This is a genomic window from Sodalis sp. RH19 (assembly GCF_047324215.1).
In the GTDB taxonomy this organism is placed as follows: domain Bacteria; phylum Pseudomonadota; class Gammaproteobacteria; order Enterobacterales; family Enterobacteriaceae; genus Acerihabitans.
Genome location: NZ_CP178734.1, coordinates 499,129 through 524,473, shown reverse-complemented (window position 1 = coordinate 524,473; position 25,345 = coordinate 499,129). Strand labels below are relative to the sequence as shown.

The 25,345-nt window shown below is 56.9% G+C and carries 24 protein-coding genes, 1 tRNA gene and 1 pseudogene; 7 read left to right on the top strand and 19 right to left on the bottom strand.

The window, feature by feature from the left end; translation table 11 throughout:
• The first annotated feature begins 26 nt into the window (after window positions 1-26).
• Window positions 27-1,577: a glycoside hydrolase 43 family protein gene (locus tag ACL2XF_RS02485; RefSeq protein WP_413727934.1), complete on the top strand. Its 1,551-nt coding sequence runs from the start codon at window positions 27-29 to the stop codon at window positions 1,575-1,577.
• Window positions 1,578-1,698: 121 nt separating this feature from the next.
• On the top strand, window positions 1,699-2,772 hold the full coding sequence (locus tag ACL2XF_RS02480) for a porin (protein ID WP_413727933.1): 1,074 nt from the start codon (window positions 1,699-1,701) through the stop codon (window positions 2,770-2,772).
• Window positions 2,773-2,841: 69 nt separating this feature from the next.
• Here the strand turns inward: ACL2XF_RS02480 and ACL2XF_RS02475 are convergent, their stop codons facing one another.
• The 7 genes from ACL2XF_RS02475 to prmB all read right to left on the bottom strand — a co-directional run bounded on the left by ACL2XF_RS02475 (window position 2,842) and on the right by prmB (window position 9,912).
• The gene (locus ACL2XF_RS02475; RefSeq protein WP_413728755.1) at window positions 2,842-4,914 is read right to left on the bottom strand and encodes a TonB-dependent copper receptor; all 2,073 of its coding nucleotides are present in this window, start codon (window positions 4,912-4,914) and stop codon (window positions 2,842-2,844) included.
• 306 nt (window positions 4,915-5,220) lie between these two features.
• On the bottom strand, window positions 5,221-5,517 hold the full coding sequence (locus tag ACL2XF_RS02470; RefSeq protein ID WP_410014177.1) for a YfcL family protein: 297 nt from the start codon (window positions 5,515-5,517) through the stop codon (window positions 5,221-5,223).
• A 9-nt stretch (window positions 5,518-5,526) separates the two neighbouring features.
• Window positions 5,527-6,102, bottom strand: a complete 576-nt coding sequence (locus tag ACL2XF_RS02465) for an elongation factor P hydroxylase (protein ID WP_413727932.1) — start codon at window positions 6,100-6,102, stop codon at window positions 5,527-5,529.
• Between the two features lie 16 nt (window positions 6,103-6,118).
• Complete coding sequence (locus ACL2XF_RS02460) at window positions 6,119-6,916, bottom strand: sulfite exporter TauE/SafE family protein (protein ID WP_410014175.1); 798 nt, start codon at window positions 6,914-6,916, stop codon at window positions 6,119-6,121.
• Between the two features lie 105 nt (window positions 6,917-7,021).
• Window positions 7,022-7,852 carry a penicillin-insensitive murein endopeptidase gene (gene mepA / locus ACL2XF_RS02455; protein WP_413728754.1) on the bottom strand — a complete coding sequence of 277 codons (831 nt, stop codon included), beginning with the start codon at window positions 7,850-7,852 and terminating at the stop codon, window positions 7,022-7,024.
• Window positions 7,853-7,856: 4 nt separating this feature from the next.
• Complete coding sequence (aroC, locus tag ACL2XF_RS02450) at window positions 7,857-8,942, bottom strand: chorismate synthase (protein WP_410014174.1); 1,086 nt, start codon at window positions 8,940-8,942, stop codon at window positions 7,857-7,859.
• 37 nt (window positions 8,943-8,979) lie between these two features.
• Entirely contained in the window at window positions 8,980-9,912 is a 933-nt protein-coding gene (gene prmB, locus ACL2XF_RS02445; protein ID WP_413727931.1) for a 50S ribosomal protein L3 N(5)-glutamine methyltransferase, read from the bottom strand.
• A 205-nt stretch (window positions 9,913-10,117) separates the two neighbouring features.
• On the opposite strand from prmB, the gene smrB reads away from it, so the two are divergent.
• Window positions 10,118-10,648: an endonuclease SmrB gene (smrB, locus tag ACL2XF_RS02440; protein WP_410014172.1), complete on the top strand. Its 531-nt coding sequence runs from the start codon at window positions 10,118-10,120 to the stop codon at window positions 10,646-10,648.
• 6 nt (window positions 10,649-10,654) lie between these two features.
• Here the strand turns inward: smrB and sixA are convergent, their stop codons facing one another.
• The 12 genes and pseudogenes from sixA to ccmA form a co-directional block, all read right to left on the bottom strand.
• On the bottom strand, window positions 10,655-11,137 hold the full coding sequence (gene sixA / locus ACL2XF_RS02435) for a phosphohistidine phosphatase SixA (protein WP_410014171.1): 483 nt from the start codon (window positions 11,135-11,137) through the stop codon (window positions 10,655-10,657).
• 519 nt (window positions 11,138-11,656) lie between these two features.
• On the bottom strand, window positions 11,657-11,953 hold the full coding sequence (locus ACL2XF_RS02430; RefSeq protein WP_410014170.1) for a YfcZ/YiiS family protein: 297 nt from the start codon (window positions 11,951-11,953) through the stop codon (window positions 11,657-11,659).
• Between the two features lie 110 nt (window positions 11,954-12,063).
• A complete protein-coding gene (gene mlaA, locus ACL2XF_RS02425) occupies window positions 12,064-12,825 on the bottom strand; it encodes a phospholipid-binding lipoprotein MlaA (protein ID WP_410016760.1) in 762 nt (253 codons plus the stop codon).
• Window positions 12,826-12,859: 34 nt separating this feature from the next.
• Window positions 12,860-14,074, bottom strand: a complete 1,215-nt coding sequence (gene ccmI, locus ACL2XF_RS02420) for a c-type cytochrome biogenesis protein CcmI (protein ID WP_413727930.1) — start codon at window positions 14,072-14,074, stop codon at window positions 12,860-12,862.
• Window positions 14,071-14,529 (bottom strand): cytochrome c-type biogenesis protein, encoded by a 459-nt coding sequence (locus tag ACL2XF_RS02415; protein WP_410016759.1) that lies wholly within the window; start codon window positions 14,527-14,529, stop codon window positions 14,071-14,073. Before ACL2XF_RS02415 ends, ccmI begins: the two co-directional genes overlap by 4 nt.
• An 8-nt stretch (window positions 14,530-14,537) precedes the next feature.
• The gene (locus ACL2XF_RS02410; RefSeq protein ID WP_410014168.1) at window positions 14,538-15,089 is read right to left on the bottom strand and encodes a DsbE family thiol:disulfide interchange protein; all 552 of its coding nucleotides are present in this window, start codon (window positions 15,087-15,089) and stop codon (window positions 14,538-14,540) included.
• Window positions 15,086-17,053 (bottom strand): heme lyase CcmF/NrfE family subunit, encoded by a 1,968-nt coding sequence (locus ACL2XF_RS02405; RefSeq protein WP_410014167.1) that lies wholly within the window; start codon window positions 17,051-17,053, stop codon window positions 15,086-15,088. The genes ACL2XF_RS02410 and ACL2XF_RS02405 overlap by 4 nt, the downstream gene beginning before the upstream one ends.
• Before the next feature lie 140 nt (window positions 17,054-17,193).
• Window positions 17,194-17,643: pseudogene (gene ccmE, locus ACL2XF_RS02400) on the bottom strand (cytochrome c maturation protein CcmE); the annotation flags it as partial.
• Complete coding sequence (ccmD, locus tag ACL2XF_RS02395) at window positions 17,640-17,873, bottom strand: heme exporter protein CcmD (RefSeq protein ID WP_410014166.1); 234 nt, start codon at window positions 17,871-17,873, stop codon at window positions 17,640-17,642. The gene ccmD and the pseudogene ccmE, both read right to left, overlap by 4 nt.
• Window positions 17,870-18,607 carry a heme ABC transporter permease gene (locus ACL2XF_RS02390; RefSeq protein ID WP_413727929.1) on the bottom strand — a complete coding sequence of 246 codons (738 nt, stop codon included), beginning with the start codon at window positions 18,605-18,607 and terminating at the stop codon, window positions 17,870-17,872. Before ACL2XF_RS02390 ends, ccmD begins: the two co-directional genes overlap by 4 nt.
• 60 nt (window positions 18,608-18,667) lie before the next feature.
• Window positions 18,668-19,327: a heme exporter protein CcmB gene (ccmB, locus tag ACL2XF_RS02385; protein ID WP_413727928.1), complete on the bottom strand. Its 660-nt coding sequence runs from the start codon at window positions 19,325-19,327 to the stop codon at window positions 18,668-18,670.
• The gene (ccmA, locus tag ACL2XF_RS02380; RefSeq protein ID WP_413727927.1) at window positions 19,315-19,962 is read right to left on the bottom strand and encodes a cytochrome c biogenesis heme-transporting ATPase CcmA; all 648 of its coding nucleotides are present in this window, start codon (window positions 19,960-19,962) and stop codon (window positions 19,315-19,317) included. The genes ccmB and ccmA overlap by 13 nt, the downstream gene beginning before the upstream one ends.
• 299 nt (window positions 19,963-20,261) lie before the next feature.
• Between ccmA and ACL2XF_RS02375 the strand changes: the two genes are divergently transcribed.
• From ACL2XF_RS02375 to ACL2XF_RS02360, 4 genes are all read left to right on the top strand, one after another.
• A complete protein-coding gene (locus ACL2XF_RS02375) occupies window positions 20,262-21,203 on the top strand; it encodes a formate/nitrite transporter family protein (protein ID WP_413723347.1) in 942 nt (313 codons plus the stop codon).
• A gap of 150 nt (window positions 21,204-21,353) precedes the next feature.
• A tRNA-Arg gene (locus ACL2XF_RS02370) sits at window positions 21,354-21,428 on the top strand.
• 654 nt (window positions 21,429-22,082) lie between these two features.
• Window positions 22,083-24,818, top strand: a complete 2,736-nt coding sequence (locus ACL2XF_RS02365) for a hypothetical protein (protein ID WP_413727926.1) — start codon at window positions 22,083-22,085, stop codon at window positions 24,816-24,818.
• Entirely contained in the window at window positions 24,818-25,318 is a 501-nt protein-coding gene (locus ACL2XF_RS02360) for a contact-dependent growth inhibition system immunity protein (RefSeq protein ID WP_413727925.1), read from the top strand. The genes ACL2XF_RS02365 and ACL2XF_RS02360 overlap by 1 nt, the downstream gene beginning before the upstream one ends.
• Window positions 25,319-25,345: the final 27 nt, after the last annotated feature.

The window sequence follows — 25,345 nt, the reverse complement described above, 5'->3', positions numbered from 1 at the left end:
TTTATCTTCGTCAAAGGACATTAATCATGCATGACAATGAGCTTTCCCCGTGGCGCCCCGATCGGGGTGACGGAACTTATCAGAATCCAGTGCTACATGCCGATTATTCGGACCCGGACATTGTACGCGTCGGAGATGATTTTTATCTGGTGGCCTCCAGTTTTAATCATATGCCCGGGCTGCCGATCCTGCACTCCACCGACCTGGTCAACTGGCAAATCGTTAACCATGTATTACCGTGCCTGGCATTGCCGGGGTATGACGCCTTTCAGCCGGGGAAAGGAGTTTGGGCGCCAAGCATCCGCTATCACGCCGGCCTGTTTTGGGTGTTTTTCAGCACACCTGACGAGGGCATTTTTATGTGCCGAACAACCGACCCGCTGGGAGAATGGTCAGCGCCGCACTGTCTGAAACAGGCTAAAGGCTGGATCGATCCCTGCCCCTTCTGGGACGACGACGGCCGGGCATGGTTGGTTCATGCCTTTGCTTATAGCCGTAGCGGCATAAAACATCGGCTGCAGCTGTGCGCCATGTCGCCGGATGGCCAGACCCTGCTGGACGAAGGACAAGCGCTTTATGACGGCAGCGCCGACTTGCCGACCCTTGAAGGGCCTAAACTGTACAAGCGCCACGGCTGGTATTATATCTTCGCCCCGGCCGGCGGCGTGGCCACCGGCTGGCAGGCGGTGCTGCGCGCGCGCAGCATCCAGGGTCCTTATGAAGCAAGAAAAATCTTGAGCCAGGGCAATACCGCAGTCAACGGTCCGCATCAGGGCGGCTGGGTGGAGCTTGATAATGGCGAAAGCTGGTTTATGCATTTTCAGGACGCCGGGACCTATGGCCGCCTGGTTCATCTGCAACCCCTGCGCTGGGTGGATGACTGGCCGGTGATCGCCTGCGGCGAACCCGTGGAACGTTGGGTAAAACCTGCAACCGCTCTTTCCCGCGCGCCCTGTGAACCGCGCACGTCGGATGATTTCTTATCGGCCCGTCCGGGCTTGCAATGGCAGTGGCAGGCCAATCCCCAGCCCTACTGGGCGAGCCTGGATAACCGGGGCCTCCACTTAGCCTGCGAACACCTGCCGCTGCGCGACGGCCAGCCTTCGCTCTATGATGCTGCCAATCTCTTGCTGCAGAAATTCCCCGCCCGGGAATTTACCCTTACCACCCGCATGACGGCGGACCTACGCCATGACGGCGAGCAGGCCGGCATTATTATCTATGGCGAACGTTACGCCGCCCTCAGTGTGCAGCGGTCCCAAGGCCGGTATTGCCTGACCTGGGATACAGGCTGGCGGGGCGATGGCGGCGAGGTCAATATCTCCAAGCGCGACCTGGTACCCTGGCCGGACGCCACGCCGCTCTATTTGCGCATTACCGTCAGGCGGGATGCCATCTGTACGTTTTCCTACGGCGCTGATGGCCAGGCTTTTACCTTGCTGCCCACCGCATTTGCCGCCGGTCCGGGGAAATGGGTAGGAGCAAAAGCCGGTTTGTTTGCCGTGGCGCGCAATAAAGGAGACGGCCAGGCCGGCACGGCCAATTTTTCATTCTTTACCGTTAGCGCGGCGGTTTAACGCGCCACCTTAAGTTCAAGCAGCATGATGCGAAGGGGGAGAACGTTAATTTCTCCCTCTCAGGGGAACTATTGTTTTAAAACGCAGCAACTCCAATAATCATTATATGAGAAAATAAACAATGAATAAAACAATGGCAGCAACTGTGATTATTCTCGCCGCGCCTTATCTGTCGGCAGCGGAAATTTATAATAAGGATGCTAACAAGCTCGATTTTTACGGCAGTGTGCAAGCGCGGCATTATTTTAGTAATTACACTGGCAGCGATGGTGATAACAGTTATATCCGCTTCGGATTCAAAGGGCAGACCCAGATTAATGACCAGCTTACTGGTTATGGTCAATGGGAATATAATGTTCAGACCAATCACACCGAGGGCGGCAGTGACGCCTTATCGGGCAATAAAACCCGCCTGGGCTTTGCTGGCCTGAAATGGAGCAATTTTGGCTCTCTGGATTATGGACGGAATTGGGGGGTGCTGTATGACGTCGCTTCCATCACAGATATTGCGGCGATATTTGACGATTTGACCTACAGTTATTCAGACAGTTTTATGAGCGGTCGTTCAACCGGCCTCTTGACCTATCGTAATAACAATTTTTTCGGTCTGGCCGATGGATTGAAATTTGCGGTGCAATACCAAGGTGCCAATGATGAAAACTCTAACGACGCACGCATGGCGACCAAGGCGAATGGTGATGGTTACGGTTTTTCTTCCTCTTATACTTTTGACTGGGGCGGTGCCATACTGGGCGCGTATTCAGTGTCCAATCGCACCAAGGCGCAGCAACAACTTGCCTATGGCCGGGGCGACAAAGCGGAAAATTGGGCTACGGGCCTAAAATATAATGCCCACAGCCTGTACCTGGCCACGCTTTATTCCGAAACGCACAATATGGCGCCCATAGGTTCTATCGGCATGGCCAATAAGGCACAGAATATGGAGGCGGTGGCACAATATCTGTTCGATTTCGGCCTACAGCCGGAAATAGGTTATTTTCAATCGAAAGGCAAACAGATCGAGGGTTATGGAGATGTTGACCTGATCAAATACGCCGATCTGGGCCTGACCTATTTCTTCAATAAAAACATGTCGGTCTATGCAGACTATAAAATCAACTTGTTAAAAGATGATAATCCAATGTCCATCGCGGCCGATGATGTCTTCGGCCTGGGGCTCAGCTACCGGTTTTAACCGTTTTCATGTTTTATGCCGCCGGTCGTGCCCAAAGCACGGCCGGTTTTTTGCCCCGCCCTCCGGCGGCTAGAACACCATATTCACCCTGCCCCACAGGGTCCTGCCCGGCTCGGTAATCGGCCTATCGGCCGCGTAGCCGAAGCCGCTGTTGCCCGCCAGGTTGAGGTGCTCGCTGTAGCGCTTGTCGAGGATATTGTCGACGCCGCTGCTGAGCTTGATGCCTTTGGTTAATCTGTAGGCCACATTGGCCGACAGGACGCCGAAGCCGGGGCTGGCGGCAAAATCCTTACCCGCCGCATTGCCCTGGTTGGCGGCGATGCGGCGCTGGGCGCTGACCACGCGCCATAGCGCGGTGCTGCTAAAGCGTTGCCGTTCATAGGTCAGGCCGGCACGGGCGTCCAGCGGCGGCATCTGCGGCAACGGACGCCCGTCGCGGGTATTTTTGCCCCACGACCAGGCAAGGCTGGCGTCGGTTTTCCAGTGTTCGGCCAGCCGATACCCCATGCCCAGCTCCGCGCCCATGATATGGGCGCTGATATTGACCGCCTGGCTGCCGTAGGCATTGTTCGGGTCGTATTTGACTAAAATAAAATCATCCACCCGTCCGGCATAACCGGACAGCCACCCGTTAAAACCGCCATTCACGTAGTGCCAGCCGGCATCGATCTGGGTGGTTTTTTCACTTTTCAGCGCGGCAAAGGGATCGGATCCCGGCCGCGGTCCGGCTTTGGGTTTGAATAATTCCCAATAATCCGGAAAACGTTCGGTATAACCTATGCCCGCATACCACAGCAGCGGCGCGCTCAGCTGCTGCTCGTAACGGATAAAGCCCGCGGGCAGGATTGCGGCGCGCGACCGCGACCCAGTATCATCGTATTTGTCCGCCAGGCTGCGATCGAGGCGCGCGCCGCCGATAATACGGTTATGCCCGGAGGCATGCCAGGTCAGCTCGCTGAACACGCCGTAATCCTGAAAACGCGCATCCCGGTCCCAGCCGGTGCTTTTTTTGACGCGATGTGTGTTGGTTTGCATGTCCGTGCCGGACTGCAGCTGGAAATCGGTCCACAGCCAGGTGCCGGCGGCGCGCCCCCCCAGGGTGCGGCGATCCGGGTTACTGCGCCGGGCGGCGTTTGGCGGCCCCTGGCGTGCGCGCATCGTGCAGCAACGGGCGGCGGCCGGCTGCTGCACGGGAGAGCGCAGGCTGGTGTTGTCCATGACATGATTGGCATAGCTGTAGTAGAGCTGGGCCTCGACCCGGTCCAGCACATCACCGATACCGGTTTTCTCAAAGCGCGCGCCCAGGCTTTCGCGTTTGATTTGCGCGCCGTCCATGCCCCGGCCCGCATAACTGGCCTCGCCGTTGCCGCGGCCCAGGGTCAGCTCCATCCGGGTGGCGTCATCCGGCGTCCAGCCCAGCGCCAGGTCGCCGTTCCATTTATCCCAGCGCGAGGGCACGCGGCGTCCCGCGCCGTCGCGATAGTCGCCGGCGCGGGACTGGTTGGCGGACAGTTGCATATAGCCCAGCGCATTGCCCACGGCGGCCTGGACAGTTTCATCCCGGCGCCCGTTGGATCCCGCCAGCAGGCCAAGCTGGGTTTTTACGCCGGCCTTATCGAAATGCGGAAAGACGCGTTCGAAACGCAGGGTGCCCGCCGAGGAGCCCGGCCCCCACAGAACGGTTTGCGGGCCTTTGACCAGGGTCAGGACATCATAGCTTTCCGGGGAGATATAGGCGGTCGGCGCATCCATGCGGCTTGGGCAGGTACCGAGGATTTCCGCGCCGTCGGCGAGTATTTTCAGCCTGGATCCGAACATGCCGCGAAAAACCGGATCGCCGTTGGTGCCGCCGTTGCGGATCTGGGCGAAGCCGGGAATGGTTTTAAGGTAACCGGCGCCATCGCTGGCCGGCAACGGCTGGCGCGGCGTCTTGGGGGACGTGACGACGGTCAGCGGGGAATGCAATGGCGCGGTTACCGTTATCACATCGCTGTCGGCGATGACCGGCGGCGCGGCGGCGGACGGCGCGGGCACAGTATGGGCGACGGCGTGGTGGGCCGCCACCAGGGTAAATAACGGTATCAGGCCGGTCAGACGGCGCGGCGGACAGGTGTCTTTAGGGTGTATGGGGTAGCCAGACATCATCGTTCCTTGTGATTGAGTTTCTGCTTCCTGATAAGACGGAGGTAAGGGTACTACCGGCGCGGACGGCCAGGCCTGTTAATGTCCGGCGGAAGGGGATGGCGCGTTGGCGTGATTCAGGGGGGAACGGGTATGTGCCGGCGGTACGCGCGGCAGGGATACACGGGCGTTCACGCGGCGAGCCGCAGGAAATAACGCCGCAAATGCTACTGTAACAAGGTCTGTAAATTGGCGCCATCAGCCTGAAAAACGTCCATCACGTTAATGCCGGATTGTACGTGATAGGCCAGGATGGCGTGTGATAACTTAAATTTCGTTTATCGTTGGTACGGCTTTGGCCTGTTCATACAGCCGGTGCCACATGCCCAGCACCAGCACCTGATCCGGCGGCGACAGTTCACCATTGCCGATAGCCTTGGCCAGGCAGGCCTGTACCCGATCGTGCAGCGCTTCAAGGGTATGCTCGTTATTTTCCTCCGCTTCGGCGACCGCCAGCGTCAGGTGGCCGCGCAAATAGCCGCCGGCAAATAATTCATCGTCGGTGGCATGCTCCACCATATCGTCAATTAACGCCAGGATACGCGTTTCAAAAGTTACGATCATCGAATGTCCTCATTCATTCTGCAACGTCGGGGCGGCATCTATCGCGACCGGGGAACGGAACTGGCTCCGCGTTAACGGCGGGGTATGGTAAAACGCATGCAACGCCTGGATAAAACAGGCCGCACGGTCAGGAATACCCTGGTCGAGATAGCGGATGACCTGCCCATGCACCAAGCGCTGGAACGCGATACGGTCCGGCTCGCTATCGCCATTGAGATTATCGCAGCTGACATTGAAGGGAAACCCCGCCGCCGCACAAAATAGCCATTCCAGGGCCTGGGGCTTGATTTCCACCTGCTCGAACTGGCGCTGCGTGGTGTCGTCGCGCCCGTCCGGGCAGTACCAATAGCCAAAATCCACCATTAGCCGGCGCCTGGCGCCGGCGATACACCAATGGGAGATTTCATGCATGGCGCTGGCGTAATAGCCATGGGCAAAAACAATGCGGTGAAAAGGCAGATCCCCATCGGCCGGCAGGTAAATGGGTTCGTCGTCGCCCCTGATTAGCCGGGTGTTAAGCGTGTCGGCAAAACAGCCGTCGAACAAGGCGATCAAGTGCTGAACATCATGGGTTTCGCTAGACATAATCTCGGTTCGGTTATCACAATGAAGACAGCCAGAGCGCAATCGCCGCGCCATGGCTATCGTACAAAAGTTTCAGGCTCATCAGGAGCGATACCACCACGATGGTCGGGCGTATCAGCCGTTGCCCCTTGGTCAGCACCATGCGGGCGCCCAGGCGCGCGCCCAGGATTTGCCCGGCCAGCATGACAACGCCCACGCTCCACACCACCTTGCCGGCAAAGATAAACAGCAGCAGTCCGCCCAGGTTGGAGGTGAAGTTAAGCACCTTGGCATGGGCCGTGGATTTCGCCAGGTTAAAGCCGCACAGCGTCACGTAGGCCAGCGCATAAAAAGAGCCGGCGCCGGGGCCGAAAAACCCGTCATAAAAGCCGACGCCACACCCTGCCACCAGCGCAAACGGCCAGGCGGACAGGCGGCGCTTGCGATCGTCCTCGCCGATATGCGGCATCAGCAGAAAATACAAGCCGATGCCTATCACCAGCAGCGGCAATACCTGGCGCAACAGGTCGGCGCGCAGATGCTGGATCAGTATCGCGCCGGTCATCGAGCCGATAAACGTCATGGCGATGGTCAGCTTCTGGTTGCCGATATCCACCGCCCGCTGGCGCACAAAATAAAGACTGGCGGAGAAGGAACCGCCCACCGACTGCAGTTTGTTGGTGCCCAGCGTCTGCGCCGGCGACAATCCCGCCGCCAGCAGCACCGGCAGGGTAATTAACCCGCCGCCGCCGGCAATGGAGTCGATAAACCCCGCCAGCATGCTGACGAAAAACAACAAGGCAAACACCAGCGGGGAAACCGCTAACCAATCCATGAATGAATGAATCCAGTGGTAAAAAAACCATACCCGCCCGGCATGAAGCCGGGCGGCGCCAACCGGCACCCGTGCCGGACGCTCCCCGGCCCGCGGCGGCGTCGGTTATTGCGTGATCAGATGGCGATCCAATAGCGCCTGACAGGATGCCGGCAGCGGCGGCGGCGTTTTTTTCACCGGCGGCACGCCCGGTTTCGGCGGCAGGAACCAGCTGTCAAGCTCGGCGCCGCAGCCGTCGCCGGCGGGCGGCGGCGCCTGCTCACGGCATTCCAGGCTGTCGGCGGGACAGCGCAGGCGCACGTGCATATGGGCGCGATGGCCAAACCACGGACGTACCTTGGTCAGCCAGCCGCGATCCTCGCCCGCCACCCGGCACAGCTGCTTTTTAATCGCCGGGCTGACAAAAATCCGCGTGACCTCGCTGTCTTCGGCGGCCAGTTTGATCAGCATCGCGGTTTGCGGCTGCCATACCGCCGGATTAACATCGCGGCCGTTAGCCGTCACCAGATCCAGGGGCTGCGGTTTGAGCAACTGCTGCGCCGTCCAGCGCTGGCGCGGCAGCTGCAGCCAGATATCCACGTCCAGGCCCGACTGATGGCTGGCGTGGCCGCTGCCGAAACGCCCGCCCGCGGGCATGGCCATATCGCCCACCAGCAGCACGTCGCCCAGGTTGAGATGGCGGATCTGATTGCTCAGGCGCAGGATAAACATCAGCAGATCGGGATGGCCGTAAAAGCGCCGCTGATCCGGGCGCAAGACCTGGTAGTTGGCCGCCTGCAGCTGCAGCGGCTGCGCGCCGATAATGCAGCCGTTGGCGAACTCGCCGATGGCCTGCGCCGGTCCGGGAACCGGATGATTGATGCTCTGCCACGGCGTTGGCGCCGCAAACACCTGGACGGAGGCCAGGGCCAGTAATCCGACTATCCATTGCCGCATCATATTACCACTGAGGAAGGGTTGAGTTGACATCGCCGCACTGCGCGCGCTGGCGCAGGAAGTGGTCCATTAATACCATCGCCATCATCGCCTCGGCGATGGGCACCGCCCGGATGCCCACGCAGGGGTCATGGCGGCCGCGCGTCACCATTTCCACCTGCTCGCCGGCGCGGTTAATGGTCTGGCCAGGCACCATGATGCTGGAAGTGGGTTTCAGTGCCAGATGGGCGAGTATCGCCTGGCCGCTGCTGATGCCCCCCAATACGCCGCCGGCATGGTTGCTGGTAAATCCCCGCGGCGTGATTTCGTCGCGGTTTTCACTTCCCCGCTTGGCCACCACCGCAAAGCCGTCGCCGATTTCCACGCCCTTCACCGCGTTAATGCTCATGAGGGCATGGGCCAAATCGGCGTCCAGACGGTCGAACACCGGCTCGCCAAGGCCCGCGGGCACATGTTCCGCCACCACCGTGACTTTGGCGCCGATGGAGTCGCCCTCTTTCTTCAGGGCGCGCATCAGTTCGTCCAACGCCTCCAGCCGGTCCGGATCGGGACAGAAAAACGGATTTTGCCCGACCTGGTCCCAGTCTTTCAGCTCGCAGGCGATGTCGCCCATCTGCGCCAGGTAGCCGCGCACCGTCACGCCGAATTTTTGCGCCAGGTATTTTTTGGCAATCGCACCCGCCGCCACCCGCATGGCGGTTTCCCGCGCCGACGAGCGGCCGCCGCCGCGATAATCGCGCACGCCGTATTTCACCTCGTAGGTGTAATCGGCATGGCCGGGACGGAACACATCCTTGATGGCGCTGTAGTCCTGCGAGCGCTGATCGGTGTTTTCAATCAACAGGCCGATGCTGGTGCCGGTCGTCACCCCCTCGAACACGCCGGACAGGATCTTCACCTGATCCGCCTCGCGCCGCTGGGTGGTATAGCGCGAGGTGCCGGGCTTGCGCCGGTCCAGGTCCTGCTGCAGGTCTGCCTCGGTCAGGGGCAGGCCAGGCGGCACGCCGTCGACGACGCACCCCAGCGCCACCCCATGTGATTCACCGAAGGTGGTGACGCGAAATAATTGGCCGATACTATTCCCTGCCATCAGGACGCCTCTCTCAATGTGTTAACACGCATACCGGTTAATCCTGGAATATTGTAAAGCAATCGCTACAGGCCACAAGCTGTTCGCGGGTCAGTGAGAATACCCCCTCGCCGCCGTGGTCAAACGTCAGCCAGTTAAACGGGACGTCGGGGAACTGCTCGATCAGATGCACCATGCTGTTGCCCACTTCGCAGATCAGCACGCCGTCGTCATTCAGGTACTGCGGCGCGCAGGCCAAGATGCGGCGCACCAGCTTCAGGCCGTCGCGGCCCGCCGCCAGCCCCAGCACCGGCTCGGCGTGGAACTCCTGCGGCAGGTCGTTCATATCCTCTTCATCCACATAGGGAGGATTGGTGACAATCAGATCGTAGCGCAGGGCCGGCAGTTCGCGAAACAGATCGGAACGCAGCGGAGTGACCCGTTCGTCGAGTCCATACGCCTGGATATTGTGCTCGGCCACCGCCAGAACGTCGGCGGAAATATCCACCGCATCCACTTCCGCCTCCGGAAAGGCAAAGGCGCTGGCAATGGCGATACAGCCGCTGCCGGTGCACATATCCAGGATATGGCCGGGCGGATGCGGCAGCAGGTCGCGGTAGCGATCGTCGATAAGCTCGCCGATGGGCGAACGGGGGATCAGCACCCGTTCATCCACATAGAATTCCAGGCCGCAAAACCAGGCTTTGTTGGTAAGGTAAGGCACCGGGATACGTTCATTTATCCGGCGCACCACCCGCTCCACGATGCGGTAGCGCTCGCTGGACGTCAGCCGCGACCCATACATGTCCTTCGGCAGGTCCAGCGGCAGGAACAGGCTGGGCAATACCAGCTGCAACGCCTCGTCCCAGGGATTGTCGGTGCCGTGACCGTAGAAAATCTGCGCGGCGTTAAAACGGCTGACCGTCCAGCGCAGCAGATCCTGAATACTGTGCAGTTCGGCGACGGCCTCATCCACAAAAATTTTGTCCAATTATTTCACCCCAGGGCATGATGCGGTTCTAAGGACATAGTTTGCCATGAAGCGCACGACAAAGCAGCAGGCATCGCCCCGTCATGTCGCGTGATGGCCGACATTTTTTACCGCTGGGGGAAAATGGCGCCGGAAATGGAAAATTTCGCCGGAAAATGACAAGACGGGGTAAACTTGCATAAAAGCAGCAAACGCAGAGCAGGGAATGAAAAAAAGATACCAACTGGCCGATGAAGAACGCCATCTGTTCCGGGAATCCATCGCCGGTACGCGCCCGTTGCGCCAAGATACCGTCAAGCCCCCCAAGCCGCGCCGCAGCAGGGCCGTCCTGCCCGCCCGGCGCTTGATGCAGGAACAGGTGGACGCCAGTTTTTATTTTTCCGATGAGTTCCAGCCGTTGCTGGACAGTGAAGGGCCGGCGCGTTATGTACGCCCGGACGCCAGTCCCTATGAGGTGAAAAAACTGCGGCGCGGGGATTATACCCCCGAGCTGTTCCTCGACCTGCACGGGCTGACCCAGGCGCAGGCTAAAGAGGAACTGGGGGCGTTGATTGCCGCCTGCCGGCGGGAACATGTGCACTGCGCCTGCGTCATGCACGGCCACGGTAAACATATCCTGAAACAGCAAACGCCGTTATGGCTGGCCCAGCACCCCGATGTGCTGGGCTTCCACCAGGCGCCGAAAAACTTCGGCGGCGACGCGGCGCTGCTGGTCCTGATTGAACTTAGCGCATAACGCGCCTTAGACTTTCACCAGCAATTGCGCCGGGCTGACCTGCCACTCCAGTTTGCCCTGGCCGCTTTCGCCCTCCAGGGTGACGCAGGCCACCGCCGAGGTGGCGAACATCGGCGCCTGCTCGTCGGGGCATAAATCAGCGACCAGGTAGCCCACCAGCGGCAGATGGGAAACGATCAGCACCGATCCCAGGCCTTCATTCGCCAGCGCCTGCAGATAACAACACACCAGGTCGACGTCGCCGCCCGGCGTGAGTTCGGGCAGGCTTTCCTCGCCGTCCGGCAACACCAGTTCGTCACGCAGCACGTCCAGCGTTTGCCGGGCGCGCAGATAAGGACTGACCAACACACGATCGGTATCGAGGATCCTGGTACTTAACCAACATGCCATCAGGCGTGATTCATCACGACCGCGAACTGTCAGAGGCCTTTCCGCATCACTGGCCGCTTCGAGCTGAGCGTCGCCGTGCCGCATAATTAAAACTTGCATAGTGCACCGTTGTTGTTTGACAAAAACGCGAAAGATAAACGCAACGACCGGGCCTTTGCGCTCGAAATCGCGTAAATAAAACGCTGCTTTTTACATCAATACCCGCCATGGAGTCAACACATGGACGTTAATTGATCCTCCGCCAGGCTTTTCCATAGGGGAAAAACCCGCAGCAGACTGAGGCTATTAGCGTATGACAACTATTACCGGTAAAGGTGCAGGCTAAGTAACATATTTACGAATATCCCCCGGAGAGTGGCCGGAACCGGTAAATCAGCAAGCGGCCACGGGCCAATCCGCTCATAAGCTTAATATTGGCATGATGGCACGAAAAATAAAGCGTAGCGCCAGGGATCACGACGTCTGGAACGACGCCGCGGGCGCCGGCCCACGGTAAAGTAAGCTATAATTGCGCGCCCGGGCGCGATAACGACAAGGACGGAAAGGGTTACGGCGCCGGTATAATCTTGCCCATGGGTCATCAAACGCAGGCCCGGTCACGGGCCTGTCATGAGCGGATTAACGCAAACCGAGCTGGAAAATCAGCGTTTCAGCCTGGCAGCTGAAGGTAAAATCAGCGTTTAGCTCAACGCCGCCCTTAACGGGTTCGATGCGGCTGCTGATGTCGCAGGGATCGGATTCCACCGCGCGCGCTTTTTCCGTCAGCATCGCCAGCATGGCTTCCGCTTCCTGGCGCTGTTCAAACACCTTGCTGAACGACGCCGTGCAGTCTTCGTTATCAATGATAGTGCCGACATCGACACAGCAACAGGCGGCGGTTTCTTCAGCACTGCATTTGTTAATAGAGTGAGTCATTGCAATCTTCTCCACAGGATTTACCTGTTTGACAATAATAAGCCGTTCAAAAGTATCTACGGCTTATCATACTCCTGTACACCCAACGTTGATAGGGCCGGCTCCGCCGGCTATTGCGAATCGATATCCTTCAGATCGCCCTGTATCGCCTGGGCGTTGGGGTTTTCCTGTGGTTTCAGCCGGCCGCCGCTGGCCAGGAAATCATGCCGCTGGAAATAGGCGGCGCGCACCAGCGCATAAGGATCGGCGGAATTGCGCAACAGGCTGTCGGAGTCCAGCAGCTGCGCGCGGGTTTCCACGCCTTCGAATACCCATTTACCGGCGGACATCCACCAGGTGAGATAACTTAACACCGGATAGAAGTTGTCCACCGCCCCGCCCAGATCCTCGCGCGGGGTAAAGCTGCCGTAACCCGGCAGCACTACATAAGGACCGTAGCCGACGCCATAGGTGCCAAGGGTACTGCCGAACCGGCGCGGTTGTTCCTTAGCCAGCTTGGGATTGGCCATGGACGCCACGTCGATCAGGCCGCCCATCCCCAACAGGGTATTGAGGAAAAAACGGTTGAAGTGGATCATGGCTTCATAGGGCTTGCCGATGGCGAAATAGTTGACCATGGAGGCCGGTTCTTCAAGGTTGCTCAGAAAATTACCCAGGCCGTTGCGCGCGGGCTTGGGCACGTAATCGCGCCAGGCCACCGCCACAGGACGCACCACGTACGGATCCAGGACATTGTAGTTAAAATCAAACATCGTACGGTTAAACCCTTCCAGAGGGTCCGAACGCTGCTGTGAAGACGGATCGGTTTTATCGCTGGCGCATCCCAGAAGCAATACGCTGGCCAGCGCCAAACCTGACAGGCGGTAATTCATCATTCAACTCCATTTATTATTGTTATGCCGGCCGCTAGGGCATGTGTTGATCTATGCGCACGGCGATCCGGCCGGTGCCGCTGAAATCCTGCAACGCGCTCTCGCCAAACCAGTCGCCGGGCCTGGCGTCGGCGCCACCGTCACGGGCAATCCTCACCCGTACCTTTACCTGTCGCTGGGCGGAAAGCAAACGCTCCGGCAACATGGCATTGCTGTCATCCAGCGTTAACGATAACGGAAAGCGGCTCAATGGCAAAGTTTTAACCGCAACCGGTACCGGACTTTTTCCGTCGGTGACCGAAATAAACAGCGTTCCTTGTGCCGGCGGTTTATCGTCCAGGGCCGGCGCCAAAGTAACATCCACGGTAAGTTTCGCCGTCTCCTGGCCTGACAACGCGCGCGCCTGGTTAATCACGCGCCTGATGGCGTCGCCATGGACATCGCCCGCGGGCAGCAGGGTCAATACCTGGCGCCACAGGCTTATCGCCTGCGCGTAGTCGCCTTGTTGATACAGGCCGACCGCCAGCAGGTTAAGCGCCGTGATGTTGCCTGGCTGCCGTTTGAGCAGCGCGCGCAGCAGGCTGTCGCCTTCCTGGTTGTCGCCCGCGTCGGCGGACCGGGTCAATACCCCGGCGTAATCGAGCGTAATCGCGTCATCGTCCGGGGCCAGACGATGGGCGCGTTCAAACGCCTGGGTGGCCATGGCCGCATCATTCATTACCACGCCGATGCGCCCGAGGATCAGCCAATCCTGGGTCTGTTGCGGATGTTCGCGCAGCGAGGCGCGCAGCCCGACCGCAAACCGCGCCAGCTCCTGCGCCGACAGCTGGCTGGCATGCGGGTCCATAATGCGCGCCCGCAGCGCCGGCATCTCCGCCACCGTCTGCTGCCAGCGCCATACCTGGAACGCGCCGCCGGTCCAGGCGTAAAACGCCAGGGTAACCAGCACCAGAGCCGCCGCGCCCGGGATCAGGACCCACGCGCCCAGCGGCGGTCTGGCCGGCGCCGGCGCCACGGGGATATCCGACAACAGGTTTTGCTGCAGCTCCTCAATATGCAGGGTGCGCTCAGCCACCACGCCCTGCGCCTCATCCTGGGCCAGTTCATCCAGCCGGTGCGTAAAAAACGCCTGGTTCAGGCTGTCGCGGGTTATCGCGCCGCCTTGCCGGCGGTAGCGCAGCGCCGGCAGCACAAACAGCGCGCAGGCCAGCGTCAGCAGTAGGGTAAAGGTCATGCCGGCTATTATCATGGCTGTTCCCGATTGGTTTTTTCCAGCAACCGCGCCAGACGCTGCCGTTCCTCGCTGGATAGCGGACTGCGCCCGCCACGCCGCGACGCGCGCAGCACCACGGTCAAACCGCCGGCGATCACCACCGCGAGCGGCCCGAGCCACAAAAAAATCGTCAGTGGATTAAGGGGCGGCACATAAGTCACGAAATTACCGTAGCGCGCCACCATGTAAGCGATGATCTGCTCCTTGCTCCTGCCCTGCATCATCAGCTGATAGACCTTGGCGCGCATATCGGCGGCAATAATCGCATTGGAGTCGGCGATACTGTTGTTCTGGCACTTCGGGCAGCGCAGTTGCTGGGTCAGTTCCCGGTATTGCTGCTCCTGCGCCACACTGTTGAACTGCCGGGTATCTATCGCCGCGCCGGCGCTAAAACCCAGGCAAAGGCACAGCAACAGCATAATGCATTTTATCGCCATGCTCATGTCCCCTTGGCGTATTGCTGGTACAAGGGCAGCACCTCGCGCCGCCAGACGTCGGCATTCAGATCGCCCGCGTGGCGATAGCGTATTATCCCCCGGCCGTCGATGAGAAATGTTTCCGGCGCGCCATAGACGCCCAGGTCCAGCCCCAGCATGCCGTCGCCGTCGTACAGGCTCAGCGTGTAGGGATTGCCCAGCGTATTCAGCCAGTTAACCGCTTTGAGGCGATCGTCTTTGTAATTCAGGCCCACCACCCTGACGCCCTGGGCCGCCAGGGTATTGAGGAACTGGTGCTCGGCCCGGCAGGTGGGACACCAGGTGGCCCAGACGTTAAGCAGCATCGGCCGTCCGTCGCGCAGTACCGAGCGATCGTAGGTTCTGGCGGGATCGTCAAGGGACGCCAGCCGGAAATCCGGCACCGGCTTGCCGATCAGCGCCGATTCCAGCAGCGTGGGATCATCGCCATGGGCATTGCGTGACAATTGCACGATAAATGCGGCGGCCAGCAGCAGGAACAGCACCAGCGGAATATACAGCAGCTTTTTTTTCATAGTGGCACCCGACGTGCGGCCCGGCGGGCTTTTTTGTCGGCCCGGTAACGGGGGTCGGCCAGGCAGCACAGGCCGCCGGCCACCATAAACAGACCGCCCAGCCATATCCAGCGGACAAAGGGTTTATAATAGAGCCTGACCGCCCAGGCGCCGTCATCCATCTCCTCGCCCAGCGCGGCATATAAGTCGCGGGTCAACCCACCGCTGATGGCCGCCTCGGTCATCACCGTGCGGCTGACGCTGTAAAAGCGCTTTTCCGCCCGGAGCATGGCTTCCGGGTGGTTATGGCGCGTCACGTCAAACACCGCCGCGGCGCCGGTATAATTAGGACCGCGCAAATCCTCCACGGCGCGGAAGACGAAGTGATACGCCTTGATGTCCACGCTGTCGCCGGTTTTCATGCGCACATCGCGCTCCAGGCTATAGTTCTGGCTGAAGGTGATGCCGATAACCGTCACCGCCACGCCAAGATGGCCGAGCACCATGCCCCAATGGCTACGGGTAAGATGGGCCAGCCCGCGGATAAAGCGGTGGCGATGGGTGGCGCGCTCGTGCACCTCCATCAGCGTCAGGATAATCACCCACAGCGACATCATCAGACCCACCACCGTCATGGCCTCGATCTCATCGCCCATCAGCCGGGGCAGCAGGATGGAAAGCGCCAGCGTGGCCGCCATGGCCAGCGCCAGGCGTTTAATCAGCGTTTTCGCCTCGTCCCGGCGCCAGCGGATTAACGGCCCGATACCGAGCAACAGGGCAAACGGCGCCATCAGCCAGGTAAACATACTGTTGAAAAAAGGCTCGCCGATGGAGATGCTGCCCATGCCAAGCTGTTTATGGATAAGCGGCAGCAACGTGCCGAGCAACACCACCAGCATCGCGGCCATCAGCAGCACGTTGTTGCCCAGCAGGAAGGTCTCGCGGGAGAAAACCTCGTGCTGCGCGCGGCTCCTTACCTTGCCGCCCTTGATGGCGTATAGCAGCAGCGAACCGCCGATCACCAGAATCAGGAACGCCAGGATAAACATGCCGCGCGCCGGGTCCGAGGCAAACGAATGCACCGACACCAATACCCCGGAACGCACCAGGAAGGTCCCCAGCAGGCACAGGGAAAAGGCGGCGATGGCCAGCAGCACCGTCCAGGATTTGAAGGTGCCGCGTTTTTCGGTCACCGCCAGAGAGTGCAGCAGCGCCGTACCGGCAAGCCAGGGCATAAACGAGGCGTTTTCCACCGGATCCCAAAACCACCAGCCGCCCCAGCCCAGTTCATAATAGGCCCAGGCGGACCCCAGCACGATGCCCAGCGTCAGGAAAATCCAGGCCGCCTGGGTCCAGGGACGGGACCAGCGGGCCCAGGCGGTATCCAGCCGGCCGGCAATCAGCGAGGCGATGGCGAACGAGAACGCCACCGAGAAACCCACATACCCCATATACAGCAGCGGCGGATGAAAAATCAGGCCGATATCCTGTAGCACCGGGTTTAAATCATGCCCGTCGATGGGAATATCCGGCAGGGTGCGCGCAAACGGGTTGGACGTGAGCAAAATAAACGCCAGAAATCCGCTGTTGATCATGCCCATCACCGACAGAACCCGGGCGACGGCCTCATCCGGCATGCTGCGGCTGAACAGCGCCACCGCCAGCGTCCAGCAACTGAGCAACAGCACCCACAGCAGCAGCGATCCCTCATGGGCGCCCCAGGTGGCGGCGACCCGGTAATACACCGGCAGCGCGGTATTGGAATTATTCACGACATAAGCCACGGAAAAATCATTGACCACGAACGCATAGACCAGACAGGCAAAGGCGCCGGCGATGGACGCAAACACACCGTAGGACAACGGCCTGGCCACCGCCATCAGCCTGGCGTCCTGCCGCGAGGCGCCCCAGAGCGGATACACCGCCAGCAACAGCGCCAGGCCGATAGCCAGGCACAGCAGGAAATTACCGAGTTCCGGCATCATGGCTGTTCCTTAGACGGCGCGGCCTGGGCCGTATCCTGCCCGGGGTAGGGTATTTCGCCGCGCGCCAGGCGTTGCGTCCGGTCCTGGGGTTGGCCAGTCATGCCGGCCTGCACTGCGCCTTCGGCCATGGCGCGTTGACCGGCGGGCCGAGAATGGGTTTTCATCGCATCCTTCACTTCGGGCGGGGTATAGTTTTCATCATGTTTGGCCAGGACTTCACGCGCCTGGACCAGATTGCCCGCGCCCAGCACGCCCTGCGCCACCACGCCCTGCCCTTCGCGAAACAGATCCGGCAAAATGCCGTCATAGGTGACCGGTACGGAGCCGACGGCGTCATAGATCCTGAAGGTGACCTTCAGGGTATGGGCATCGCGCTTTACCGATCCCGGCATGACCATGCCGCCGATGCGCAGGCGCTGCCCGATATGCGGCAACTCCTGCCGCTCGCCCTTGCCCTCGAGGATCTCGCGCGGCGTATAAAACAAATCGATATTGGAACTGAGCGCGTAGAGCACCAGCGTGACTATCAGCGCGGCGCCCATCAGCATCACGACGGCCAGGTAAAGACGGCTTTTACGGCGCGGCGTCATCGGGCATCCCCCCGACGCGCGGACGGATCGGCCGGCGCGCCGCCACGGCGCATACGCAGGGCGCGCGCCTGCTGCCTGCGGATAGCGTCGAGCAGCTGTTGCCGCCGCCACAGGGTATGGGCTATCAATCCGGCCAGCGACGCCAGGGTAACCGCTACCGCCAGCCAGACGTAGAAACCATAGCCGCCCATGGCGAAAAACGCCGTCCAGGAGGTGAAAGCCGGGCTCACGATCGCCGCGCCTTATCAGCCAGAGCCACCGCCCACGGGCGATGGCGGTCCTGTTGCAATATCAGGTTGCGTAAACGCATCAGCGTTAGGGTGGCGAAAAACAGCAGATAACCGAAGATCGCCCAGCGCAGCGGAGTGCGCATGCTGGGATCAATGCTTTGTTGCATATTGGTCGAGCCTTGATGCAGGGTATTCCACCACTGCACAGAGTAATGAATAATCGGGATATTGACCACGCCCACCAGGATCAGGATGCCGGCGGCGCGCCCGGCCAGGCGCCGATCTTCAAACGCGTTGTACAGCGCCATAACGCCGAGGTAGAGAAACAGCAATACCAGCTCCGAGGTCAGCCGGGCGTCCCATACCCACCAGGTACCCCACATGGGTTTGCCCCAGGCGGAGCCGGTAACCAGCGCGATAAAGGTAAACGCCGCCCCCACCGGCGCCATGGCCGCCGCCGCCAAATCGGCCATCTTCATCTGCCAGACCAGGCCGATAAACGCGGCAACGGCCATCGCGGCATAGATACCCATGGACCACATGGCGGCGGGCAAATGGATATACATGATGCGGACACTATCGCCCTGCTGATAGTCCGGCGGGGCGAAACCGAATCCCCAGCCCCAGCCGAGCAACAGCGTCGCCGCGCTCGCCAGCGCCAGAACCGGTATCAGCCGGCCGCACAGCTGGTACAGCCGCTCCGGCTTCGCCCACAAATGTAGTGTCTTCCACATTATTGTTTTGCTCACAGTAAAAATACATAACACGGCCTGCTCTTGCCGACAGTCCGCAGGTTATTGCAGGCTCACGCGCAGCGCGGCGGCGGCGGCGAAAGGCGCCAGCAGCGCGCTTCCCGCCAGCAGGGCGCCGAGGATCGCCAGATAGCCGTCAAAGGGTAGCCCCTGCGCGGCGTTATCCAGCGCGGCGGTGGCAAATATCAGTACCGGTATAAATAATGGCAGCAACAGCAGGCTTAGCAGCACCCCGCCTTTACGCAATCCCAGGGTCAGGGCGGCGCCGATAGCGCCGATCAGGCTCAGGGTGGGCGTTCCCAGTAATAACGACAGCGCCATTGCCTGCCAGGTGTGGCGGTCCAGCGCCAGGAACAGGGCCACCAGCGGCGATAGCAACAGCAGCGGCAACCCGGTGACCAGCCAATGCGCGCAGATCTTGCCCATCACCACCAGCGGCAGCGGCAGCGGCGACAGCAGCAACTGCTCAAGCGTGCCGTCATGAAAATCATCGCGGAACAACCGCTCCAGCGACAGCAGGCAAGCCAGCAAAGCCGCCACCCAGATGACGCCCGGCGCGATCCGCCGCAACAACTGCGGTTCCGGCCCCACCCCCAGCGGGAATAACGTAATCACGATCAGGAAAAACCACAGCGGATTCACGATATCAGCGCGGTTGCGCAAGGCCAGCCGCAGCTCGCGGCGCACAATCAGCCAGAACATGGCGCCGCCTCCCCCTGCCGTGCGGCCAGGGCCATTTTGCGCACCCGCGCATGCGTGTCCGGCAGCGCCTGATGGGTGGTCAGCAGCACGCTGCCCCGCGCGTCGGCGTGCGCGGCAAACAACGACATCAGCTGCGCCACGCCTTGTTGATCGATGGCGGTCAGCGGTTCATCCAGGATCCACAGCGCTGCGGGGCTCAGCCACAGACGGGCCAGCGCGATACGGCGCTGCTGGCCCGCGGACAGCCCCGCCGCGGGCAGGTCCTCGTATCCCGACAATCCCACATGCTCCAACGCCCGCCACAGGTCCGCCTCATTGCGTCCGCCGCCGCCCAGCGCCTGGAAGAATGCCAGATTTTCCAGCGGCGTCAGGGACAGATTAATCCCGGATAGATGGCCGATAAAAAGCATCTCGCGGTGATACAACCCGCGCTCGCGGCGAATCGGTTGCTGCCGCCAGCTGACCTGGCCCTCGTCCGGCTGCGCCAGCCCGGCCAGGATCCGCAGTAAAGAGGTTTTACCGGCGCCGTTGGCGCCCTCGACCTGGACAATATCCCCGGGGGAAATGCGGAAGCTCAATCCGGAAAACAACACGCGATCATCACGAATACAGGACAGGTTGTTTGCTTCCAGCATCAGAAACCCAATTCATCATTAATTGTATGGCGATCATAGCATAGGCGACTATCGCAGCGCTGTTCATCGCCATTGCATTCTTTTTCGGTCCAGGAAGGATTGTATTAGATCAATAAAACGCAACAAATACCAGCAAAGTTAAAATTTTGTTACGTATTGCCCCCGGCTGGTGACAATTCTACCGGCGACTCCGCCGACCCGGCGGACTTCTTTTAGCGCCGCCGGAACAAAATACCGCTACGCTTATTGATTAATAGCGAATGTATTAATAACCCGACGGATACGGATGAGGAATGCGGATGAGCGAGACCAACAAACATGATGATCCCGGCGTCGCCGTGGAGAGTGACGAGCATGACGCCAATACCGATATCGAGGTGAAAGAACAGAATCTTCCTTCGCGCGCCGCCGCCATACATGAAATGATCCGCGAAGAGGGTGAAAAGGAGCTGGAACGCGACGGCCAGGCGCTGCTGTGGTCGGCGGTGGCCGCCGGCCTGTCGATGGGCGCGTCGCTGATGGCCAAGGGTATCCTGCATGCCCATCTGCCCGAGGGCGCCGCGGGCTTTTTGCTGGAAAACCTGGGCTATACCCTGGGTTTTATTATTGTCATTATGTCGCGCCAGCAGCTGTTCACCGAGAACACCCTGACCGCGGTGCTGCCGATTATGCAAAAGCCCACCGGCCATAATATCCTGATCCTGCTGCGATTGTGGGGCGTGGTGCTGCTGGGCAATCTTGCCGGCACCGCGGTGGTGGCGTTTGCCTTTCTCCATATGCCGATTTTTAATCCGGCCACGCGCGAGGCCTTTGTCGCCCTATCGCAGGCGATCATGGTCAATCCTCCCGGCGATATGTTCGCCAACGGCATTATTGCCGGCTGGATTATCGCCTCCATGGTCTGGATGATGCCTTCCGCGGGCAATGCCAAAATCCTGGTGATTATCCTGATGACCTATCTGGTGGGGATTGGCGATCTTACCCATATTGTCGTGGGTTCGGTGGAAGTGTTCTACCTGGTCTTTAACGGCGATATCCCCTGGCATCACTTTATCTATCCGTTCGCCCTGCCCACCCTTGCCGGCAATATCGTCGGCGGCACCTTTATCTTTGCCCTGCTCAGCCATGCGCAGATCCGCAACGACCTCAGCCGCCAGCGCAAGGAAGCGCTGAAAAAAGACGCCGCCCGCGACGGGCAACGGAAAGACCGCCGCCAGAAGGTGGATACCGGTGAGGAGTAGCACGGCAGGGCCTGGCGGCGGAGGCCCTGACTGCCGCGCCGCGCGCGGGCAAACGGATTTTTTTGCCCGCGTTTGTCGAAGGAATGAGCAAACGCGCCGTTAAGTGCTTATTTTCGGTGCATAATCGGGTATAATCATGCCCGCTACAGGGTCCTCGTAGTTAAACGGATATAACAAGCCCCTCCTAAGGGCTAGTTACAGGTTCGATTCCTGTCGGGGACACCAACACCGCTTAAATCCGCATAATTCCAGCTAAACAAATCCCGTCTCGATTCGCGTCACGTCTGCATGCGAACTAAACCCACCTGAAACTCAAGCAAAGAGTCGATCTTCTTCGCCGCGATAAGCCGGTTTCACCCTGATGCTCCGCAAGACGACGGCTTTATTATCGTTACGGCGGCCAGTAAAAGGGCTGGTATATATCCACGACCGCCATCCCTTAGCGATGACGCGGGAGGTACGCCTCTAATGGCTATCGCCCAAGACAACGCTGGGAAACGCCGAAGAAGCTGGCGCACGATTTCACCATACCGGCTGAAAATTTTCTTTCAACCCTGTCAGTCAAGCTATCGGCAATACTCACAACGACAAAGTAGGGATTATCAAATAGACCGATAATCATGAGCTGTAACCGCCGATTCATTTCATGAATTTGTATTCCCCCATTGTTCTACTTCCGTAATGCGAATAACTTGTAATTATTACCCCACAGATAATTTTTTATTCACCCTAGAAAAATTTTACTATCTGCACACCATTTATCTTTCTGTGACCCTCATTGTGATTAATTTAAGTTTTTAAGCAAACAATGCATTCGAAGAGCGTGCAAGCTATTAAGCATCGAAAGTAATAATTCACAAATCAATACTGGGTAAAAGTATGGAAGAAATACTCACTGTTTATGCCAATCCACCAGCAATAACAAAAAATTGTATAGATATTCCTTTTGACCGTTCAAAACCGTTCAGTAGTATATTATGTGGAGTTTATAACGCCTCTGATGCTGTTTTCCAAGAAATAAATGCCAATTTATCACATATAGAAAACGTTGTGCCTATTCATAAAAATGCCAGAGAACAAATTGAACAGGCACAAAAGAATATTATCGAGGCAAAACTGGCACACTTAAAATTAATGGCTACCGAATCAACCAAGCTGGACGCGCATCAGCAACAAGTGAAAAAATTGATTGAAGATCAAAAAATTTCTTTAAATCACAGGAACGCCGACTTGGAGATAGTGAGGAATTTACAGACAAACCTACATAACAAAATGCAAGTTTCTCTAACAAAACAACGAGAAATTTCTAACTCTATTGTTGCAACAAGCGTACAAAGCACACAGGCACAATTCCGTACACAGATGGAAAAAAGTATGGCATCTATGCAACTCGCTGGTGACTTGCTTGGAAAATCTAGAGCTTTTCAGCAAGCAAAGAAAATAGCGGAAAAACAAAGGCAAGAAGATGAGCACCGGTTGCAGGAATTAGCTAGAGAAAATGAAAAACTTCAAATGCAACTGCTTGAATTGCAGAAAAATGAACAAGAAATACAAAGATATTCTTACAGGCGTAATTTTGAACTAGAAATAATCAAATCACAATACAATTCTGCGGAAACCCATCAACAGGCCGTTAAGAGTCGCCACGAGGAAGCGGCAGAGCGTTATAAATTATATGATAAAGAAATTCATAGCATTAAAAATTTGGTTAATATATTCGGAGTTAAAATTGACTCACATTCTTCAGTTGCGCAAAAAGATATTGAAATAAAAAACAACATCATCACTCTTAAAGAAAAAGCACAGCAAGTTGAACAATGGCTTAAAGAAGTCCATGCAAGGCTTGCATTACAACAAAGCCACCCATCTATGATAAATCATCATTTTGATCATTGCATTAACGACCTAAATAACTCAGATCTTGAACCCGAGCCAAAAGAACGCCTGATTAAAAAATGGGACGAGTTGCGCCATACGGAACTAAACAACAAGAAAATAATAATATCAGGCTCAGAACTTGAATTAAGCAATATAACTCATATCCATAATCAAATTAATGAATGCATTGTATATTTCAAAGAAAAAGAAGAACAGTTGAAAAGATATGTTGCCAAGCGCGATTTCGATCTAAAAATAATAAAATCACAATACGAATCAGAAGAAATCCATCATCGAGCCGTTAAGAATCGCCACGAGGAAGCGGCAGAGCGCAACAAATTATATAATAATGAAATTGATAGCATCAAAAATTTGATTGATATATTCAGAGTTAAAATTTACTCTCATTTATCAGTTACGCAAAAAGATATTGAAATTAAAAACAACATCTTCACTCTTAAAGAAAAAGCACAAAAAGTTGAACAATGGCTCAATGAAACTCATGCGAGACTTGCATTACAACAAAGCCATCTATCAATGATAAATCATCATTTTGATCATTGCATTAACGACGTTAATAACTCAGATCTTGAGCCGGAGCCAAAAGAACGCTTGATTAAAAAATGGGATCAGTTGCGTCACACTGAGCTAAATAATAAAAAAATAATAATTTCACGCTCAGAACTTGAATTAATAAATATAACTAATATCAATAGTAAAATTGATGAATACATTGCATATTCCAAAGAAAAATCAGCCAAAGTTGACTCATTGATTAATAAACTTAGCTTTTTGAACACTAAGCAACAAACCCTGAAGAAAAATGAAGTTACCAATTGTGAGACATTGGTATGTGACCTGGGCACGCAGGCTAAATGGGCATCGATTGAGGCAAGTCAGACGGTCGCATTTGCCGGTGGAATGGCCGCGGGTATCCCCGCTGAGCTGAACGACACCGTAAATGGAATAATCCAAGCCGGAATGCATTACTCTGAAACGTATGCCGCACTTAAAGCGCTCGTTAATAGTGGCGACGTACTTGGTAACGTATCCGAGGCGATGAAGGATAAATGGGTAGCTCATCTTGATGAAATGGTTGCTGCCCAAGAAAGAGGTGGTGTTGCTGGATATTTTGAGGCAGGCGTTGAAGGAGGTAAGCTTGTCACTGATGTGGCATCGCTGGGGGCTGTCGGAGTTGGCGCAGTAAAAGTAGGGAAAGTTGCAGTACAGGCCGGGGTTTTAGCGGGGGCTAAAATAGCCTCTAAGGCCGAATCTTGGATAGCACGCACATTAGCTAGGTACCCTACTGTTAAGCTTGCCGATACCGGAATTAAATGGGGATATCCTATTGATAAGCAGGGATTGCCGTGGGAAAAATTTTTAGAACCAAATTTCACAAAAGGTTCCAAATTAACGAAAAATTTCCAAGCATTTGATTTCTACGACCCCGCGACTAGAACAGCTATCAGTGCAAAGACTATGAATACTTTAACGACAGCTAAAATAGCAAAACCACAAAAAATATTCGGAGACTTAAAAAAATATGTTGATGATGCAGCTAATTTTAAAGAATATAAGCTTGGAAAAGATTTTCTTTCAGATTCCATGATAAAAGAAAAAGAATTGAGATTAGCCGTTCCCGCCACAACAAATGAATCCCAATGGTTGCAAATCGAGCGTGTCATAGCGTATGGTGAAAGTAAAAGCGTTAAAGTATTGGTGACAAGGGTGGAATAATGACTTTCATACAAAATGTTGATTATTGGGCAAGTGCATCTTGCAATGAAAAATTTATATGCCTCGAGACGCTTTCAGGCTTAGGGCGTGTTCGACAAGATTTTACTGTTCCTTCCATTTTCCTTTCATTGAGTTCTAGTGAAGAAACAGTAGGTGAAAGTACATTAATAGCTTTATCTAAAAGTCGCACATTGAAATTAGATGAGTATGCCGTTTTTTTCAACCACCAAGACATGGACAAGGAATATAACTTATGGGTAGCCAAAACAATTGAAAAATTCGAATTCGCGTCCCGAAAAGCATTATTCAAAAACATGAAAAGCTGTTCATTACATTGCATAAATGGAATGATAACAATCAGACCTAGCCGTCACGTAAAGCTAGAGGCATGGAGTGGAGATGGCATAACAGAGTCTGACTACGTCCGTACCCCCGCCGATAGCTCACCCGCTGAAATCGGCGCCGCCCTGCGTTTAGCCTTCAGCCGCTGTATTGGCTGACAAACAGCCTCGGCTTATGCCGGGGCT